At 70.3% G+C, this 17580-nt stretch carries 16 protein-coding genes and 1 tRNA gene; 2 read left to right on the top strand and 15 right to left on the bottom strand.

Going from position 1 to position 17580, the window contains the following annotated elements; genetic code table 11:
* Positions 1-2: 2 nt before the first annotated feature.
* The 4 genes from ABEA43_RS37970 to nadD all read right to left on the bottom strand — a co-directional run bounded on the left by ABEA43_RS37970 (position 3) and on the right by nadD (position 1967).
* Positions 3-75, bottom strand: a tRNA-Ala gene (locus ABEA43_RS37970).
* 131 nt (positions 76-206) lie between these two features.
* Positions 207-836, bottom strand: coding sequence for a histidine phosphatase family protein (locus ABEA43_RS37965; protein ID WP_345569676.1), 630 nt, complete (start codon positions 834-836; stop codon positions 207-209).
* Positions 833-1228: a ribosome silencing factor gene (gene rsfS, locus ABEA43_RS37960; RefSeq protein WP_345569673.1), complete on the bottom strand. Its 396-nt coding sequence runs from the start codon at positions 1226-1228 to the stop codon at positions 833-835. Before rsfS ends, ABEA43_RS37965 begins: the two co-directional genes overlap by 4 nt.
* Positions 1229-1349: 121 nt before the next feature.
* The gene (gene nadD / locus ABEA43_RS37955; protein ID WP_345569989.1) at positions 1350-1967 is read right to left on the bottom strand and encodes a nicotinate-nucleotide adenylyltransferase; all 618 of its coding nucleotides are present in this window, start codon (positions 1965-1967) and stop codon (positions 1350-1352) included.
* 87 nt (positions 1968-2054) lie between these two features.
* Here nadD and ABEA43_RS37950 point away from each other — a divergent pair, with 87 nt between their 5' ends.
* Positions 2055-3086 (top strand): M48 family metallopeptidase, encoded by a 1032-nt coding sequence (locus tag ABEA43_RS37950; protein ID WP_425570424.1) that lies wholly within the window; start codon positions 2055-2057, stop codon positions 3084-3086.
* 131 nt (positions 3087-3217) lie between these two features.
* On the opposite strand, the gene ABEA43_RS37945 is transcribed toward ABEA43_RS37950, so the two are convergent.
* From ABEA43_RS37945 to ABEA43_RS37925, 5 genes are all read right to left on the bottom strand, one after another.
* Positions 3218-4984 carry a serine/threonine-protein kinase gene (locus ABEA43_RS37945; protein WP_345569670.1) on the bottom strand — a complete coding sequence of 589 codons (1767 nt, stop codon included), beginning with the start codon at positions 4982-4984 and terminating at the stop codon, positions 3218-3220.
* 82 nt (positions 4985-5066) lie between these two features.
* Entirely contained in the window at positions 5067-5243 is a 177-nt protein-coding gene (locus ABEA43_RS37940) for a hypothetical protein (RefSeq protein ID WP_345569669.1), read from the bottom strand.
* A 50-nt stretch (positions 5244-5293) separates the two neighbouring features.
* Positions 5294-6565 carry a glutamate-5-semialdehyde dehydrogenase gene (locus ABEA43_RS37935; protein ID WP_345569667.1) on the bottom strand — a complete coding sequence of 424 codons (1272 nt, stop codon included), beginning with the start codon at positions 6563-6565 and terminating at the stop codon, positions 5294-5296.
* Positions 6566-6631: 66 nt separating this feature from the next.
* Positions 6632-7750 carry a glutamate 5-kinase gene (proB, locus tag ABEA43_RS37930; protein ID WP_345569665.1) on the bottom strand — a complete coding sequence of 373 codons (1119 nt, stop codon included), beginning with the start codon at positions 7748-7750 and terminating at the stop codon, positions 6632-6634.
* A 9-nt stretch (positions 7751-7759) separates the two neighbouring features.
* On the bottom strand, positions 7760-8404 hold the full coding sequence (locus ABEA43_RS37925) for a TetR/AcrR family transcriptional regulator (RefSeq protein ID WP_345569663.1): 645 nt from the start codon (positions 8402-8404) through the stop codon (positions 7760-7762).
* A gap of 54 nt (positions 8405-8458) precedes the next feature.
* On the opposite strand from ABEA43_RS37925, the gene ABEA43_RS37920 reads away from it, so the two are divergent.
* Positions 8459-9235, top strand: coding sequence for an SDR family oxidoreductase (locus ABEA43_RS37920; protein ID WP_345569661.1), 777 nt, complete (start codon positions 8459-8461; stop codon positions 9233-9235).
* Between the two features lie 17 nt (positions 9236-9252).
* Here ABEA43_RS37920 and obgE read toward each other — a convergent pair whose 3' ends face one another.
* From obgE to ABEA43_RS37890, 6 genes are all read right to left on the bottom strand, one after another.
* Positions 9253-10605: a GTPase ObgE gene (obgE, locus tag ABEA43_RS37915; protein ID WP_345569660.1), complete on the bottom strand. Its 1353-nt coding sequence runs from the start codon at positions 10603-10605 to the stop codon at positions 9253-9255.
* 152 nt (positions 10606-10757) lie between these two features.
* Entirely contained in the window at positions 10758-11015 is a 258-nt protein-coding gene (rpmA, locus tag ABEA43_RS37910) for a 50S ribosomal protein L27 (protein WP_138694023.1), read from the bottom strand.
* A 15-nt stretch (positions 11016-11030) separates the two neighbouring features.
* Positions 11031-11333 carry a 50S ribosomal protein L21 gene (gene rplU / locus ABEA43_RS37905; protein WP_103963887.1) on the bottom strand — a complete coding sequence of 101 codons (303 nt, stop codon included), beginning with the start codon at positions 11331-11333 and terminating at the stop codon, positions 11031-11033.
* Positions 11334-11554: 221 nt separating this feature from the next.
* Positions 11555-14161 (bottom strand): Rne/Rng family ribonuclease, encoded by a 2607-nt coding sequence (locus ABEA43_RS37900; RefSeq protein WP_425570423.1) that lies wholly within the window; start codon positions 14159-14161, stop codon positions 11555-11557.
* Positions 14162-14743: 582 nt separating this feature from the next.
* A complete protein-coding gene (locus ABEA43_RS37895) occupies positions 14744-15496 on the bottom strand; it encodes a TIGR03936 family radical SAM-associated protein (protein WP_345569640.1) in 753 nt (250 codons plus the stop codon).
* A 153-nt stretch (positions 15497-15649) separates the two neighbouring features.
* On the bottom strand, positions 15650-17560 hold the full coding sequence (locus tag ABEA43_RS37890; protein WP_345569638.1) for a TIGR03960 family B12-binding radical SAM protein: 1911 nt from the start codon (positions 17558-17560) through the stop codon (positions 15650-15652).
* Positions 17561-17580 lie beyond the last annotated feature (20 nt).

Here is a 17580-nt window from a genome sequence, read left to right as displayed (position 1 = left end):
GGTGGAGCTATGGGGATTCGAACCCCAGACCTCCTCCATGCCATGGAGGCGCGCTACCAACTGCGCCATAGCCCCTGGTCACCGCTCCGAGTCCACCCGTTGCGGCGCTCCGAGAGCATATAGCCATTCGCGCCCATTCGCCTAATCAAGCCGGCCCCAGGGCGCCGGGCCATCAGTCGTACGGCCCCCGAGCCGTACGACCTGCGTCAAACCTCGGATTCGGGCCTGTCGTCGCTGTTGACGGGCTCGGGGAGCGTGCCGGCGTTGTGCTCCAGCAGCCGCCACCCCCTGCGCCCTTCCTGCAGCACGGACCAGGAGCAGTTGCCCAGCCCGCCCAAAGCCGGCCACAGCTGCTCCGGCAGGCCGAGCAACTCGCAGATGCCGAGCCGCAGCGCGGCACCGTGCGAGGCCACGACCAGCAGGCCGTCGTCGCCGAGGCGGGCCGCCCAGCGGCGCATGGACGCCGCCACCCTGAGTGCCACGTCGGCGACCGGCTCACCGTCGGGCGCCTCCCAGGCCGCGTATTCCTCGGGCCAGCGCGCGTGGATCTCCTCGCGGGTCAGCCCTTCCCACTGCCCGCCGCCGCGCTCGCGCAGATCCTTGTCGACCGCCACGTCGAGCCCCACGACGCGCCCGAGCGCCAGCGCGGTGTCATTGGCCCGCTGGAGGTCGGAGGAGACGATGAGCGTGGGCCGCAGCGAAGCCAGCAGGGAGGCGGCCCTGGCGGCCTGGGCGACACCGGTCTCGTCGAGGGGGATGTCGGAGTGCCCCTGGAAGCGCTGCTCCACGTTCCACAAAGTCTGCCCGTGGCGGAGGCAGACGATCCTCTTACTCAAGTGCGCGCCCTCTGCAGGTTGGCCTGCATGACACTCTCGGGCAGCGAGATGGCCGGGCAGTCCTTCCACAGGCGCTCGAGGGCGTAGAACGTACGGTCTTCCTCATGCTGGACGTGCACGACGATGTCGATGTAGTCGAGCAGGATCCAGCGGCCCTCGCGCTCGCCCTCGCGGCGCACGGGCTTGGCGTCGGCCTCGGTGCGCAGCCGGTCTTCGATCTCGTCGACGATGGCGCGGACCTGCCGGTCGTTGGTGGCGGAGCAGAGCAGGAAGGCGTCAGTGATGACGAGCTGCTCGCTCACGTCGTAGGCCAGGATGTCATCGGCCAGCTTGTCGGCCGCGGCCTCCGCGGCAATGCGCACGAGCTGGACGGCTCTGTCAGATGCGGTCACGATGCGGGTCTGTCCTCCTGTGTCGGCAGCATGCCCATATATTGAGGGTACCCTTCCAGGCCGAAACCCCTCACGTACGGCACGACTTCTGCTGCCGCGCCGCCGACATCAGAGGAGTTCTTCAGCCCTCAGCGTGATACAGGCCCCGTTTGCCGATGTACTGGACGATCCCGTCGGGCACCAGATACCAAATCGGCTCACCCTTGGCCACTCGCTGGCGGCATTCCGACGATGAGATGGCGAGTGCGGGAATTTCCAGCAACGTCACCCGCCCCTCAGGCAGCCCGGGATCGTGCAGCGTGTGCCCAGGACGCGTACAGCCGACGAAATGCGCCAGCTCGAACAGCTCCTCGGCGTCCTGCCAGCCGAGAATCGCGCCGAGCGCGTCGGCACCCGTGATGAAGAACAGGTCAACCTCAGGACCGTAAATCTCTGAAATATCGCGCAAAGTATCGATGGTGAACGTCGGCCCGGGACGATCCACATCCACCCGGCTCACGGAGAACCTCGGGTTGGAGGCGGTCGCGATGACCGTCATCAGGTAACGGTCCTCGGCCGCGGAGACCTCTCGCCCGGACTTCTGGTACGGCCGTCCGGTCGGCACGAATACGACCTCGTCGAGATCGAAGTGGTGAGCCACCTCGCTGGCGGCGACGAGGTGGCCGTGGTGGATGGGATCGAAGGTCCCACCCATCACCCCCACTCGCCGCATCCCCTGCACACCAGGCGCGTTCATCATGAATCGGACCTTACGCGGACGCCCCACCACAACATGATGGCACCCCCCTGCGTGATGACCGCGCATCACTTCCGTTGCGGACGTAGCATGCCGGGCATGACGACCACCCCGGACCGCAACCGCGTCCAACTGCCCGGCATCTCGTCCCGAGCCTACGAACACCCCGCAGACCGGTCCGCCCTGGTCGCTCTGCGTAAGTTGAGTGGGTTCGACACGGTTCTCAAGCAGATGTCCGGCCTCATCAGCGAGCGACGGCTGCGCCTGATGTACCTCGCGTCGGCCGTGCGCGTGAGCGAGACCCAGTTCCGCTCCCTCTACGACATGGGCCGCGACGCCGCCTACACCCTCGACCTGCACCGGATCCCGGAGATCTACGTCCAGCAGGACCCGCAGGTCCAGGCCAAGGCCATCGGCTTCGACGACCCCTTCATCGTCGTGACCACCGGTCTGCTCAACCTCATGAACGAGGAGGAGCAGCGCTTCGTCATCGGCCACGAGACCTCCCACATCCTGTCGGGGCACGCGGTCTACCGGACGATGCTCGACATCCTCACCCGCCTCGCCACCCGCGTCGCCTGGATCCCGCTCGGCTACATCGGCCTGCGCGCGATCGTCGCCGGCCTGGAGGAGTGGTACCGCAAGTCCGAGCTGTCCTCCGACCGCGGCGGCATGCTCACGGGCCAGAACCCCGAGGCGGCCAAGCGCGCGCTGATGAAGCTCGCCGGCGGCGACTACACCCACGAGATGAACATCGAGGCGTTCCTGGAGCAGTACCAGGAATACGACACCGCGGGCGACCTTCGCGACGGCTTCCTCAAGGTCCTCAACCTGCTCGGCACCACCCACCCGTTCGCCGTGGTGCGCGTGGCCGAGCTGGACAAGTGGCAGCGCAGCGGCGAATACGAGCGGATCATCGGCGGCGACTACCCGCGCCGGGAGGACGACCCCAACGCGAGAGTGACCGACGAGATCAAGGCGGCGGCCGAGTCCTACCGCGCGTCCTGGTCGCAGTCGCAGGACCCGTTCATCGGCGTGCTGCGCGACGTGGCCGAGGGCGCGGTCAACGCGGGCGAGCGCATCTTCAACCGCTTCTCCCGCCGCGACGGCGGACAGGGCTGACCGGCTGGGCTGACCGGCTCCGCAACGCGCGCTCGATCAGTGTGATCGGTCGCGGGCGGCCGAACGGAGAGATCGGCTGCATAACCAGCGGACCACGGACGACACCTCGGGAGACAGCTCAGGGCGACGGCTCAGAGCAACAGGGCGATCGCGCGCACCGCGGCCGCGCACAGGGCGACGAAACCGCCCAGCACGGCCAGTGCGCGCAGCCCTTCCCTGCGCAGATCGGGCAGGCGATGGCCGATCCGCTCGATCTCGCGCCCGGTGATGCCACCGCACAGCATCCCGAACACCACGCCCGCCACCGTCACGGGCGCGGGCTGCTGCCACCAGTCGGCGTCGATCTGACCGCCGCCGGTCACCCAGAGCGCGCCGCCCGACGCCACCGCGACGGGCACGCCCGGCCAGATGACGGCGGTCGCCGCCGCGCCGGTGAGGGCGAGCGGGAAGAGCAGCACGCGTAGCGCCATCCGGGTACGCCGCGCGCTGCGCCTCCTGACCAGCCAGTGACTCATCCAGAGCGTCCTGGTCAGCACCACGAACACGGTCGTGATGGCGATGGAGGCGATCGGCCAGATCACCGAGACCACCACGCACGGCACGGCCAGCACGGCGAGCATGAGCAGCGCGCCGTTGCCCGCGGGCAGCGTGGTGGCCGACTCGGCTCTCAGCCCGGCCCGCCGCCTGTCGTGCGGGCCGGTCGTCGTCCTGCTCCTGACGGCCGCGGTCGCGCGCGAGCGCGGCGCGGTCACCTTGGCGCGCGCTGTGGCGCCCTTGCCCTCGGCAGGCGCCCGCTGGCGGGCCGCGGCGGCCTTGCCCTCGGGGGTCGACCGCTGACGTGCCGCGGCGGCCTTGCCGTCCGCGGCCGTCCGCTGACGCGGCGCGGGCACCTTGCCCCGCGCGGCGCCCGCCTTGGGGTCGGTGTTGGCCCGCGAACGCGGCGCGGGCACCTTCCCGTCGGGGTTCGTGCTGCCCGACCGGCCGCGCGCCCCCTTGGGCTCGCCTCTGGCGGACTCCTCGGCGGTACGGCTGCGCACCGCCGTCCCCTTGCCCTCCTCAACCGCCGTGGCGGTGCGCCCGGCGGCGGGCTCGGGCTCAGGTGGGCTGGTGGCCTTGACCAGCCTGGACAGCCGATCCGCCAGCAACGCCGCGGTGGGCCGCTTGCCGGGCTCCCTGTTGAGCGCGGCGCGGACCAGCGGCAGCAGCTCCACGGGCACGCCCTTGAGGTCGGCCTGCCCGTTCAGCACCGCGTACATCTGCGCCTCGGCCGTGCCGCGCCCGAACGTCGGCCGGCCCGTCGCCGCGAACGCCACCGTGGCCGCCCAGGCGTGCACGTCGGCGGGCGAGTCGACGTGCTCGTCGGCGAAGATCTCCGGCGCCGTGTAGCCGGGCGTGCCGAGGAACGTGCCCGTCATGGTGAGCCGCGTCGCGTCCAGCACCTGCGCGATGCCGAAGTCGATGAGCACGGGCCCCTCGGTGCCCATGATGATGTTGCCCGGCTTGAGGTCGCGGTGCACGACCCCGGCCGCGTGGATGATCGCCAGCGCGGCGGCGATGCCCTGGGCCAGGCCGACGAGATCGGAGACGTCGAGCGGGCCGTTCTGGCGTACGCGATCGAGCAGCGTGGCGCCCTCGATGTGCTCCATGACCAGATAGGGCCGCGCACAGCTCAGGTCGGCGTCGAGCACCTTGGCCACGTACGGGCTCTCGACCCGGCGCAGCGCGCGAACCTCGCGCTCCAGCCGGATCCTGGACATCTCATCTTCAGCCAGGTCATGCAGGACCTTGAGCGCGACATGCTCATTTCGCCGGATGTATGCGAGGTATACCTCGCCCATCCCGCCTCGGCCGAGCCGCTCGACGAGGGTGTACGGCCCCACTTTGCCGAGCTTGCTCACCGTCCCTCCCCGCCGGGCATGCCCATAAGGGACACAACCCTAGCGCCGGGACGCGAGTCGACGCTTGCGGCACGCCGAAGGTTTATCGGCGTGTGTGGTCGGAGAGCATGCTGTCGAGCCCGGTGGCAGGTTCTTCGGACAACTGCTTGCGGCCCTTCCTGCGCCAGTTGACGTGACCCCGGCTCTCCAGCCAGAGCAGGAGCCTGTCGGCGCCGAACAGCACCGCGGCCGAGAAGGCAAGGGCGATGACAATTTCCATGCCTCCCAGTCAAACCACGACGCATGGCGCCGGTCAGGCCGACACGCCGATTAACCGGCCACCACCGTACCCTCTGACGTGCGCAAATGCCCCTCCCCCGTATAGACCCACTTGGTGGAGGTCAGCTCGGGCAGCCCCATCGGCCCGCGGGAGTGCAGCTTCTGCGTGGAGATGCCGATCTCCGCCCCGAAGCCGAACTCGCCGCCGTCGGTGAACCTGGTCGAGGCGTTGACCGCCACGGCCGCCGAGTCGACCAGCGAGACGAACCTGCGAGCGGCCCCCTGGGACCTGGTGACGATGGCGTCGGTGTGGCCGGAGCCGTAGCGCCTGATGTGCGCCACCGCCTCCTCCAGCGAGCCGACGACCGCTGCGGCGATGTCGAGCGAGAGGTATTCGGCGTAGAAGTCGTCCTCGGTGGCCGGCACGACCTCGCCGTAACCGGCGATCCGCGCGTCGCCGTGCACCGTCACGCCCGCCTCGGCCAGCGCCCGCAGCGCCTTCGGCACGAACTCGTCGGCCACGTCCGCGTGCACCAGGAACGTCTCGGCCGCGTTGCACACCGACGGCCGCTGCGCCTTGGCGTTGACCACGATCTGCACGGCCAGGTCCGGGTCGGCCGCGGCGTCGACGTAGACGTGGCAGTTTCCGACGCCGGTCTCGATCACCGGCACCGTCGACTCCTCGACGACCGAGTTGATCAGCGACGCGCCGCCGCGCGGGATCAGCACGTCGACGAGCCCGCGAGCCCGCATGAGCTCCTTGACCGAGTCGCGGGTCTGGCCGGGCACGAGCTGGACGGCCCCCGCCGGCACCTCGGTGCCCTCCAGCGCCTCCTGCATCACCCGCACCAGGGCCGTGTTGGAGGAGTAGGCGCTCGACGAGCCCCTGAGCAGCACCGCGTTGCCGCTCTTGAGGCAGAGCGCGGCGGCGTCGACGGTGACGTTGGGGCGGCCTTCGTAGATGATGCCGATCACGCCCAGCGGCACCCTGAGCTGGCGCAGCTCCAGCCCGTTGGGCAGCGTGCTCCCGCGTACGACCTCGCCGACCGGGTCGGGCAGGTCGGCCACCTGGCGCACGGCCTCGGCGATGGCGGCGATCCTGGCCTCGTCGAGCCGCAGCCGGTCGATCATCGCCTCGGCGGTGCCCTGGGCCCTGGCCTGCTCGACGTCCTTGGCGTTGGCCTCGACGATCTCGGCCGCGTGCGCGACCAGGGCGTCGGCGACGGCCCGCAGTGCCCGGTCCTTCGGCGCCCGCGGCAGCGGGGCCAGCTCGGCGGCGGCCTCTCGTGCCGCGCGGGCGACCTTCAGGAACTCTGTACTCATGGCATCTGCTCCGGTTCGGTGCTGCGGGCTGCGCGAGCCCCGTCCTTCCCCACGCCGGGGGGACGTCTAGTGGTGAGCTTCCAGTATGACGATGTCGTCGCGATGGATCAGCTCGCGTTCATATTCCGGACCCAGCGCGCTCGCCAGCTCCTTGGTGGAGCGCCCGAGCAGGCCGGGAATCTCGCCGGCGTCGAAGTTCACCAGGCCGCGGGCCACCACGAGCCCCTGCGGCCCGCACAGGTCCACCGGGTCGCCCGCGGCGAACTCGCCCTCCACGGACGTCACCCCCGCGGGCAGCAGCGACTTGCGCCGCCCCACGATGGCCTCGACCGCCCCCTGGTCCAGATGCAGCAGGCCGCGCCCGGTGGTGGCGTGCGCGAGCCAGAGCAGGCGCGTGCCGGGATGGCGGCCCCCGGGGTGGAAGAAGGTGCCCACGTCGGCTCCGCTGAGCGCCTGGGCCGCGTGAGCGGCGGCGGTGAGCACAACCGGCACTCCCGCCCCGGTGGCGATCCTGGCCGCCTGGACCTTGGTCACCATGCCGCCGGTGCCGACCGACGCGCCGTTCTTGCCCAGCTCGACCCCGACCAGGTCCTCGGCGCCGCGGATCTCCGCCAGGCGCCGGGAGCCGCTGCGGCTCGGCGGGCCGTCGTAGAGGGCGTCCACGTCCGACAGCAGCACCAGCGCGTCGGCGTGGATCAGGTGCGCCACCAGCGCGGCCAGCCGGTCGTTGTCGCCGAAGCGGATCTCGTCGGTGGCCACCGTGTCGTTCTCGTTGACGATCGGCACGATGCCCAGCTCCAGCAGCCTGGCCAGGGTGCGCTGGGCGTTGGCGTGGTGCGCGCGGCGCATCATGTCGTCGGCGGTGAGCAGCACCTGGCCGACGCGCAGGGAGTAGCGGGCGAAGGAGGAGGTGTAACGGGCGACGAGCACGCCCTGCCCGACGGACGCGGCCGCCTGCTGGGTGGCGAGGTCGCGCGGTCGCGCGGTCAGCCCCAGCGGGCCGAGGCCCGCCGCGATCGCTCCCGAGGAGACCAGGATGATCTGCGTCCCGGCGCGGCGGCGCGCCGCCAGCACATCGACCAGGGCGTCCACTCGGTCTACGTCGATCATGCCCTGAGGGGTGGTGAGCGAGGAGGAGCCGACCTTGACGACGACCTTCGACGCTGAGCTGATCTGATCCCGCACCCTCGAAGCCTATCCGAGGTCCGCACCCCGCTTCGGCCCCCTCACACCCCCTTCAAAGGCCGCTCCCATGGCGGCCGCCGTGGCGGCGGCCCTGCGCATGGCCGCCGCGACCTCCGCGGGCGGATCGCCCCGCCGCAGCGCGTACGCGGCGGCCGACGTCACGGCTCCCATCATGCCTCCGACCAGCGCGGCGACGTCCACGACGTCCCGCTCCTCCGGGTAGCTCCCGCACAGCGCCTCGACGATGCGCTCCTGCGCGAACAACAGCCGCCGCATCAGCCACGCCTGCAACTCCGGCACCGTCAGGGCCAGCCTGACCCGTACGTCGGCCAGCCCGGTGACCAGGTCAGAGCCGCTCACGTCACCGATGGTGTGCTCGATCACCCTGGCCAGCACGTCGGGCAGCGTCTCGCCCGCCTCGCGCTCCTCGACGATCCGCACGCCCTGCTCGATCCTGGCGTCGGCGTTGGCCAGGACGACGTCCTCCTTGGTGCCGAAATGCAGGAAGAACGTCCTGGTCGACACGTCCGCGGCGGCCGCGATCTGCGCGACGGTGGTGGCTTCGTACCCCTGCCGCTGGAACAGCTCCACCGCCGCCGCGACCAGCGCCTCGCGCGTCCGGCGCTTCTTACGCTCCCGCAGTCCCTCGCTCACGCCGCCAGATTACTACATTGACTGCATCGATTCATTAAGTGTAGTCATTTAGCCATGGGACATGAAGAACGCACCTACGTGGTCACCGGCGCAGCCTCGGGCATCGGCGCGGCCACCGCGGACCATCTGAGCGCGGCGGGAGCCAGAGTGGTCCAATGCGACGTACGCGACGCCGACGTGACCGCCGACCTGACCACCCCGGCGGGCCGCGAGCTCCTGGTCTCGGAGGTCACGAGGCGCACCGGCGGCGTCATCGACGGCCTGATCGCCGTGGCCGGGATCGCCGCCCCGTCGCCGCGGACCGTGCGCCTGAACTTCTTCGGCACGATCGCGACCCTGGAGGGCCTGCGCCCGCTCCTGGCGGCGGCCGACCGGCCCAGGGCGGTCGCGGTGTCGTCGCTGAGCGCCATCGTGGCCGCCGACGAGCACGTCGTCGACGCCTGCCTGTCCATGGACGAGGAGGCCGCCGCGACCGCCGCCACGGGGGCCGTCGAGGCCGGCCTGGGCCGCGTCGTCTACCCGTCGAGCAAGCTCGCGCTCAACCGCTGGCTCCGCCGCGCGGCCCTCACCCCGGGCTGGGCCAAGGCCGGCATCCCGCTCAACGCGGTCGCACCGGGCGTGGTGGACACGGAGACCGCGCACAAGGCGTTCCTGGACGACGCGGCCACGCGGGCCCTCGTGTCGGCCGCGATGCCGCAGCCGCTGGGCTTCCCGGGCCCGGTGGCCGCGATCGCCGCGCTGCTGGCGTGGACGGCCGGTCCGGAGAACTCGTTCATGACCGGCCAGATCCTGTACGCCGACGGCGGCGCGGAAGCCACGCTCCGCCCCTGACCAAGACCTCCACGCGGTCAATCCAGGCGGCTGTCGGACCCTCTCGGCCCCTGCCGCACGGACTCGGCGCTGAGCGTGGGCTGCCAGTCGAAGATGTAGCCACCCTCCATCGGCCCGATGACCACCTCGGCGCCGGCCGTGGCGCCCGCCTTGGCCAGCTCCGCCTCGACCCCCAGCCGCTCCAGCCGGTCGGCCAGGTAGCCCACGGCCTCGTCGTTGGTGAAGTCCGTCTGCCTGATCCACCGCTCGGGCTTCTCCCCGGTGATCTGGAACAGGGCGTCGTTGACCCGCCGCACCCGGAACCCGGTGTCGCCGAGCTGCTTGGGCCTGAGCACCAGCCGCGTGGGCTCCTCGACCGGCTTGTTCGCCCGCGCCGCCGCGACCCACTCGCCCATCGCGTACGTGAGCTCGCGCAACCCGTCATGCGTGGCCGCCGAGATCGTGAACACCTGCAGCCCCCGGGCCTCGAACTCGGGCGTGACCATCTCGGCCAGCTCCCTGGCGTCGGGCACGTCCGCCTTGTTCAGCACGACCATCCGCGGCCGGTCCTCAAGCTTCCCGTACGCCCGCAGCTCCGCCTCGATCACCTCGTAGTCGGTGATCGGATCGCGCCCCGGCTCCATGGTGGCGCAGTCGATGACGTGGACGAGCATGTCGCAGCGCTCGACGTGCCGCAGGAACTCGTGCCCGAGCCCCTTGCCCTCGGACGCCCCGGGGATCAGCCCGGGCACATCGGCGGCGGTGAACACGTTGTCGCCCGCCGTCACCACGCCCAGGTTCGGGATCAAGGTGGTGAACGGATAGTCCGCGATCTTCGGCTTGGCCGCGCTCAGAGCGGCGATCAGCGAGGACTTGCCCGCACTGGGGAACCCGACCAGCGCCACATCCGCGACGCTCTTGAGCTCCAGCATGACGTCCAGCCCGTCGCCCGGCTCCCCCAGCAGCGCGAACCCGGGCGCCTTGCGCTTGGTGCTGGCCAGGGCGGCGTTCCCGAGCCCGCCGTGGCCGCCCTCGGCGATCACGTAGCGCGTACCGGCTCCCACGAGGTCGACCAGGACCTCGCCGGTGGCGGCGTTCTTCACCACGGTCCCGTTGGGCACGGGCAGAATCACGTCACCCCCGTTGGCGCCGTCACGGTTGGAGCCCTGCCCCTGCTTGCCGTTCTCGGCGTTGCGATGCGGCCGCCGGTGGTAGTCGAGCAGCGTCGCGGTGTTCGGATCGACCTCCAGCACGACGGCGCCGCCCCGCCCGCCGTTCCCCCCGTCGGGGCCGCCCAGCGGCTTGAACTTCTCCCGGTGGATGGAGGCGCACCCGTTCCCCCCGTCACCGGCCCTGATATGAAGGACCACCTGGTCCACAAAGTCCGGCATTCCGTACCCCTCCATCGCCCCACCAGGGGCATCTCATTCCAGCACCTGAGGCCTACCCCGCCTGCGCGAGAACCGGTCCCAGGAAACGCCAAGGGGTGGATCGACGATCAATCGATCCACCCCTTGGCAACAGCGACAAACTCGAGGAGAAACTACTCCGCGACAGGAACGATGCTCACGGCCTTGCGGCCGCGCTTGACACCGAACTGCACATGGCCGGCCGCCAGCGCGAACAGCGTGTCATCGCCGCCGCGGCCCACGTTGTCGCCGGGGTGGAAGTGGGTGCCACGCTGACGGACGATGATCTCGCCCGCGTTGACCAGCTGGCCGCCGAAGCGCTTGACGCCCAGGCGCTGAGCGTTGGAGTCGCGGCCGTTCCGAGTGGACGACGCGCCCTTCTTGTGTGCCATCTCTCTAACTCCCGATCAGGCCTGGTCGATACCGGTGATCTTCACCTGGGTGTACCGCTGGCGGTGACCCTGGCGCTTCTTGTAACCGGTCTTGTTCTTGTACTTGAGAATCCGGATCTTCGGGCCCTTGGTCTCGCCGAGAATCTCGGCGCTGACCATGAACTTGCCCGCCTCCGTGGTCACATCGCCGTCGTTGACGACGAGCACCGTCGGCAGCGAAACCGAAGAGCCGACCTCGCCGGCGACCTTGTCCACTTCGAGGACGTCACCGACGGAGACCTTCTGCTGCCTGCCGCCGCAACGAACGATCGCGTACACCGCGGAACCCTTCTACTGACTCACTGTTGCGATCCTCGGCCACCCCGTGAAGGGACGGCCGCTGACTCCGAATGCTGCGCCTATCATTCGGCCTGTCTCATGAACCGACGAACCGAGTAAGCGCGCCAACAGGGCACGTCACCTGACGCACCGATTCACCAGGGTACCGGATTAACGGGCCCCTAGGCGAACCGGACGGATCGTCGGAAGCCAGCCGAGCACTACTCGGCGGACTTGGCTCGGCGAGAGCGTCTCCGCCCTCTGCCGGAAGTCTGACTCGCCTGGTCGTCCTCAGCCGGGACGTCTTCAAGCGCACCGGTCACGGTATCACGGCTGGCGGAGTCCTTCGCCGCGGAAACCTTGTCCGAGACGGCCTTCTCCACGGCCATCTTCCCCTGCGTGCCACGCGGCTCAGGCTTCGTCTCCACCGGCTCGGTGGAGACGAGCAGACCACGCCCGTTGCAGCAGTCGCAGGGCGTCGAGAACGCCTCCAGGAGCCCCTGGCCGACCCGCTTACGCGTCATCTGCACCAGGCCCAGCGAGGTCACCTCGGCCACCTGGTGCTTGGTCCTGTCGCGGGCCAGGCACTCCAGCAGCCGCCGCAGCACCAGGTCGCGGTTCGACTCCAGCACCATGTCGATGAAGTCGATCACGATGATGCCGCCGATGTCCCGCAGCCTGAGCTGGCGCACGATCTCCTCGGCCGCCTCCAGGTTGTTCCTGGTGACGGTCTCCTCGAGGTTGCCGCCCTGCCCGGTGAACTTGCCCGTGTTGACGTCGACGACGGTCATCGCCTCGGTACGGTCGATCACCAGCGAACCGCCGCTCGGCAGCCAGACCTTGCGCTCCAGCGCCTTGCCGAGCTGCTCGTCGATCCGGTACGACTCGAACACGTCGCCCTGCTCGCCGTCCCACTTCGACAGGCGCTCACCCAGGTGCGGAGCGACGTACTTGACGTAATCGTCGACCGTGTCCCAGGCGTCGTCGCCCTGCACGACCAGCGAGGTGAAGTCCTCGTTGAACACGTCGCGCACGACCCGGATGGTCAGGTCGGGCTCGGCGGACAGCAGCTCGGGCGGGCTGGCCGACTTGGTCTTCTTCCGGATGCTCTCCCACTGGGCGGACAGACGGGCCACGTCACGGGCCAGCTCGTCCTCCGAGGCGCCCTCGGCCGCGGTGCGGACGATCACACCGGCGTTCTCCGGCATGACCTTCTTCAGGATGCTCTTGAGCCGGGTGCGCTCCTTGTCGGGCAGCTTGCGGCTGATCCCGGTCATCGAGCCGTCGGGGACGTACACCAGGTAGCGTCCCGGCAGGCTGATCTGCGACGTGAGCCGGGCGCCCTTGTGCCCGATCGGGTCCTTGGTGACCTGCACCAGCACCGACTGCCCGGACTTCAGCGCGACCTCGATGCGCTTGGGCTGGCCCTCCAGCCCGGCGGTGTCGAAGTTCACCTCGCCGGCGTACAGGACCGCGTTCCTGCCCTTGCCGATGTCCACGAACGCCGCCTCCATCGACGGCAGCACGTTCTGCACCTTGCCGAGGTAGACGTTGCCGACGTAGGACTGGCTGGCCTCGCGGTTGACGTAGTGCTCGACGAGCACGCCGTCCTCCAGCACCGCGATCTGCGTACGGTCGCCCTGCCTGCGCACCACCATCATCCGGTCCACGGACTCGCGGCGGGCCAGGAACTCCGACTCGGTGATGATCGGCGGACGCCGGCGGCCGAGCTCGCGCCCCTCGCGGCGGCGCTGCTTCTTGGCCTCCAGCCTGGTGGAGCCGCGCACGCTCTGCACGCCGTCGGTGGCGGTGTCGAGCGAGGCCGCCCGTCCTGAACGCGGGGCGCGGATGCGCACCACCGTGTTCGGCGGGTCGTCGCTGGCCGGCTCCGCACCCTCGTCCCCGCCACGACGCCTACGGCGACGGCGGCGGCGCGAGGAGGAGGAATCCTCTTCCTGCGACTCGTCCGGCTGCTCGTCGTCGGACTCCTCCTCGGAGTCCTCGCCGTCCTCGGCGTCGTCACGCTCACGCGTCTTGCCGCGACCCCGGCCACCGCGACGGCGGCGGCGACGGCGGCTGCCGCCCTCGTCCTCCTGCTCGTCCGAGGCGTCGGCGTCGGCGTCGGTGTCCGTCTCGTCCTCGGTCACGACCTCGTCGACCGGCTCCTCGGCCTCCACGGGCTCGGCCACCGGCTGCGGCGGCTCGGCCCGCCGGGTGGCGGGCTTGGCCTGGCTGGCGTCCGGGGCCTGGAACAGCGGCGCGAAGATGGCCGCGGGCCGCTGGAACGCGGTGCCCGGCTCGTCCTGCCTGCGCGCGGACAGCCCGAAGGGGTCGGCGAGCAGGCTCGGCCGTACGACGTCCTCGTCGAGGTCCTCGCCGGCGGGCTCGTCGTCGAGGGGCTCGTCCTCGGGCAGGATCTCCAGAATGTCTTCGTCGCCCGCGACGTCACCGCTCTCCGCGGCCTCGCCACCGGCACCCGGCGTACCGGCACCTGATGTTCCGGCACCTGGTGTACCAGCACCTGGTGTACCAGCGCCGTTCGCACCGGCACCCGCCGTACCGGCCACCTCACGGGCGGCTTCGTCGCTCTCGGCCGCGCCGGGCAGCGCGGGCGCCTCAGCGGCGGGCGCCACGACTTCTTCCGGCTCCGCCTTCTTACGCGTCCTGCGCCGCTTCACCGGCTCCTCGACGGCCTCGGCGGGCGCCGCGCTCTCGGGGAGCGCTCCCGCCTCCTCGGCCTCGGCCTCGGCGGCCTTCTTCGTCGTACGCCGCCGCGTCGTCGTGGCGGTGGACCGCGTCCTGGTGGCTCTCTTGGGCTTCTCCTCCACGACAGCCTCAGCGAGGGACCCAGCGATGGATCCGGCCAAAGCCGCCTCGGCCGGGCTCTCTCCCTCGGCCACGACACCCGTACCAGCACTCGCGCCGGTAACACCGGCACCCGTGTCAGCACCGGTAACTCCAGCCTCAACGGCAGGACCGGTACCAGCGATGCCCGGCGCGGCCGCAGAGGCGGCCGCGAGGACCTCAGGATCAGGCTCGCCGGCGGCACGCTGCGCGGCGGTGCGCTGCACCGGCTGCACCTCCGCCACCGACGGCGCCGCCTGTGCGGCGGGAACGGTCACAGGACCGGACGCCGGCTCCTCGGGCAGCTCCGGCGGGGGACCCGCCGGGCGGCTGGCGGAGCGGCGACCCCTGGTCACCTTGGGCTGTTCAGTTGTCTCCCCGTCAGGGCCAGTGGCCCCGGCGTTGGGCTCGTTGTCGAGCATGCGGGCGTTCTCCCGTCAGCTCCCGGGCGCGTCGCCGCGCCGCGCAGGAGCTCTCGTGTTTCGTTGTCCGCCAGCTCCTCCGGTGAGGAGGCGCTGGCGCCAAGTCCTGTCAGTCGGTCGTTCTCCGCTCGCGCAGAGCACGTCCTAACCGGCAACGAGCTCACCCGCCGGTCCCGCCTCGCCGCCGCGCGTCGTATCGCGGTCCAGGTCGAGCGGGTCGGCAAGCGCACCGGTTTCTGCGTCGAGCGGCCCCTGCGCCAGCCTGGTCACCTCGGGGGGGACCGGCGGCGCGAAGTCGGCCACAAGGCGCAGCCCTGTGAGCACATCGTCGGGTCGAACGGCAGGCGTCATGTGCCTAACAACCATGCGCAGTATGACACACGGTCCTCCGAGCACCTGAGCTGCGGTTCTGTCTGTTCCCTCGGACACCACGAGCCCCAGGACGGCCTCCCGCGCGTCGAAGCGACGGGGGCCCTTCTTGGTGAGGCGCTCGACCTCCACGGTGTCCGCCGCGAGGAACTTCTCCACCGCCACCGCGGCGAGCTCTCGCTCGGCACCGGGAAGCCGCACCTCCCAGTCGGAGACCTCCAAGCGGTCGGCCAATCCCCCCGGACCCGCCTCCACAACGTCGAGCACATCGAGCCCCGGCGGCAGCGAATCGTCCAAGGCCTGTCTGACCTGGCCGGGATCGCTCGGCGTGGTAACACCGATCTCGAGGTATTCGGCTTCGCTGGCGACACCGGTCGGCGCCGCGCCCGCGTAGGAGATCTTCGGGTGGGGCGAAAAGCCCGCGCTGTAAGCCACCGGAATGCCGGCACGGCGAACCGCTCTCTCAACGGCTCGCGAGATGTCGCGGTGGCTGGTGAAGCGCAGACGGCCGCGCTTGGCGTAACGCACACGCAGGCGCTGCACCGTAGGCGCGGGCGGAGGCCCATCGGGAACAGGTTTCAGAGCTGGTTGTCCTTCCCTTATAGAAGTTCCTTCGTCTCAGGATAAGCCGCACTGACGCGTGTACGTGTACGCCGAGGCACGGCTCGCCCACTGAGCGCGCTAAACCACCGTAAGAGGAAGGAGTTTTCGCCCTGTGGGACCGATTTGAATTTCCGTGCCCATGGTCGGGCAGACCCCGCAGTCGTAGCACGGAGTCCACCGGCAGTCCTCGACCTCGGTGCCGCTGACGGCCTCCTGCCAGTCCTGCCACAGCCACTCGCGGTCGAGCCCGGCGTCGAGGTGGTCCCAGGGGAGGACTTCGTTCTCCTCCCGCTCACGGGTGGTGTACCAGTCGACGTCGACGCCGGTCCGCTCGGCGGCCGATCTCCAGCGCTCGTAGGAGAAGTGCTCGCTCCAGCCGTCGAAACGGCCGCCGTCCTCCCAGACGGCCCGGATCACGGCGGCGACCCTGCGGTCGCCCCGCGAGAGCAGCCCCTCCACGATGGACGGCTTGCCGTCGTGATAGCGGAAGCCGATCGCCCGGCCGAACTCCCTGTCGCCCCTGAGCGAGTCGCGCAGCGCCTTGAGCCGCCGGTCGACGGTCTCGTGGTCGGCCTGCGACGCCCACTGGAACGGGGTGTGCGGCTTGGGCACGAAGCCGCCGATGGAGACGGTGCAGCGGATGTCACGGCTGCCGGTGGCCTCCCGGCCGGCTTTGATGACCTTCTTGGCCAGGTCACCGATGCCGAGCACGTCTTCGTCGAGCTCGGTCGGCAGCCCGCACATGAAGTAGAGCTTGACCTGGCGCCACCCCTGCGAATAGGCCGTGGTGACGGTGCGGATCAGGTCTTCCTCGGTGACCATCTTGTTGATCACCTTGCGCATGCGCTCGGAGCCGCCCTCGGGCGCGAACGTCAGGCCGGAGCGCCTGCCGTTCCTGGAGAACTCGTTGGCCAGGTCGATGTTGAACGCGTCGACTCTGGTCGAGGGCAGCGAGAGCGAGGTGTTGGTGCCTTCGTAGCGGTCGGCCAGGCCCTTGGCCACCGCGGCGATCTCGGAATGGTCGGCGGACGACAGCGACAGCAGCCCGACCTCGTTGAAGCCGGACTCCTTGATGCCGTTTTCCACCATGGCGCCGATCGTGGTGATCGAGCGCTCGCGCACCGGGCGCGTGATCATGCCCGCCTGGCAGAACCTGCAGCCGCGCGTGCAGCCGCGGAAGATCTCCACGCTGAACCGCTCGTGCACGGTCTCCGCCAGCGGGACCAGCGGTTTCTTCGGATAGGGCCACTCGTCGAGGTCCATCACGGTGTGCTTGTGCACCCGCCACGGCACCTGGGCCCGGTTGGGCGCGACCCGCTTGATGCGCCCGTCGGGGTGGTAGTCGACGTCGTAGAACTTCGGCACGTAGACCCCGCCGGACTCGGCGAGCCGCATCAGCAGCTCGTCGCGCCCGCCCGGCCGGCCCTCGGCCTTCCACTCGCGGATGACCTCGGAGATGGCGATGGAGATCTGCTCGCCGTCGCCGAGCACGGCCGCGTCGAGGAAGTCGGCGACCGGCTCGGGGTTGAAGGCCGCGTGGCCGCCCGCGAGCACGATCGGATCGTCCTCGCCCCGGTCCACGGCCAGCAGCGGGATGCCGGCCAGGTCCAGCGCGGTCAGCATGTTGGTGTAGCCGAGCTCGGTCGAGAACGACAGCCCGAGCACGTCGAAGGCGCGCACCGGCCGGTGCCCGTCAACGGTGAACTGCGGGACGCCCTCGGCCCGCATGAGCGCCTCCAGGTCCGGCCAGACCGCGTAGGTCCGCTCGGCCAGCGTGGCGGGCAGCTCGTTGAGGATCTCGTAGAGGATCGCCACACCCTGGTTGGGCAGGCCGACCTCGTAGGCGTCGGGATACATCAACGCCCATCGCACGTCGGCGGAATCCCAGTCCTTGACCGTCGAGTTGAGCTCACCCCCGACGTACTGGATGGGCTTCTGCACCTTGGGCAGCAGCGCTTCCAGGCGGGGGAATATCGACTCGACAGGCATACCGTCCAGGGTAGCGGCGC

This window comes from Nonomuraea rosea (genome assembly GCF_039539705.1).
In the GTDB taxonomy this organism is placed as follows: Bacteria; Actinomycetota; Actinomycetes; order Streptosporangiales; family Streptosporangiaceae; genus Nonomuraea; species Nonomuraea rosea.
The sequence above is the reverse complement of the archived record's forward strand: the minus strand, read 5'-3'. Positions and strand labels throughout refer to the sequence as shown.

Excerpts from the sequence above, each read along its gene's own strand:
- nadD (WP_345569989.1), bottom strand. The coding sequence starts at position 1,967 with ATGATGAACGCGCCTGGTGTGCAGGGGATGCGGCGAGTGGGGGTGATG.
- ABEA43_RS37920 (WP_345569661.1), top strand. The coding sequence starts at position 8,459 with ATGGGACATGAAGAACGCACCTACGTGGTCACCGGCGCAGCCTCGGGC.
- rpmA (WP_138694023.1), bottom strand. The coding sequence starts at position 11,015 with ATGGCACACAAGAAGGGCGCGTCGTCCACTCGGAACGGCCGCGACTCC.
- ABEA43_RS37890 (WP_345569638.1), bottom strand. The coding sequence starts at position 17,560 with ATGCCTGTCGAGTCGATATTCCCCCGCCTGGAAGCGCTGCTGCCCAAG.
- ABEA43_RS37950 (WP_425570424.1), top strand. The coding sequence starts at position 2,055 with ATGCCGGGCATGACGACCACCCCGGACCGCAACCGCGTCCAACTGCCC.
- ABEA43_RS37935 (WP_345569667.1), bottom strand. The coding sequence starts at position 6,565 with ATGAGTACAGAGTTCCTGAAGGTCGCCCGCGCGGCACGAGAGGCCGCC.
- ABEA43_RS37940 (WP_345569669.1), bottom strand. The coding sequence starts at position 5,243 with ATGGAAATTGTCATCGCCCTTGCCTTCTCGGCCGCGGTGCTGTTCGGC.
- obgE (WP_345569660.1), bottom strand. The coding sequence starts at position 10,605 with ATGCCGGACTTTGTGGACCAGGTGGTCCTTCATATCAGGGCCGGTGAC.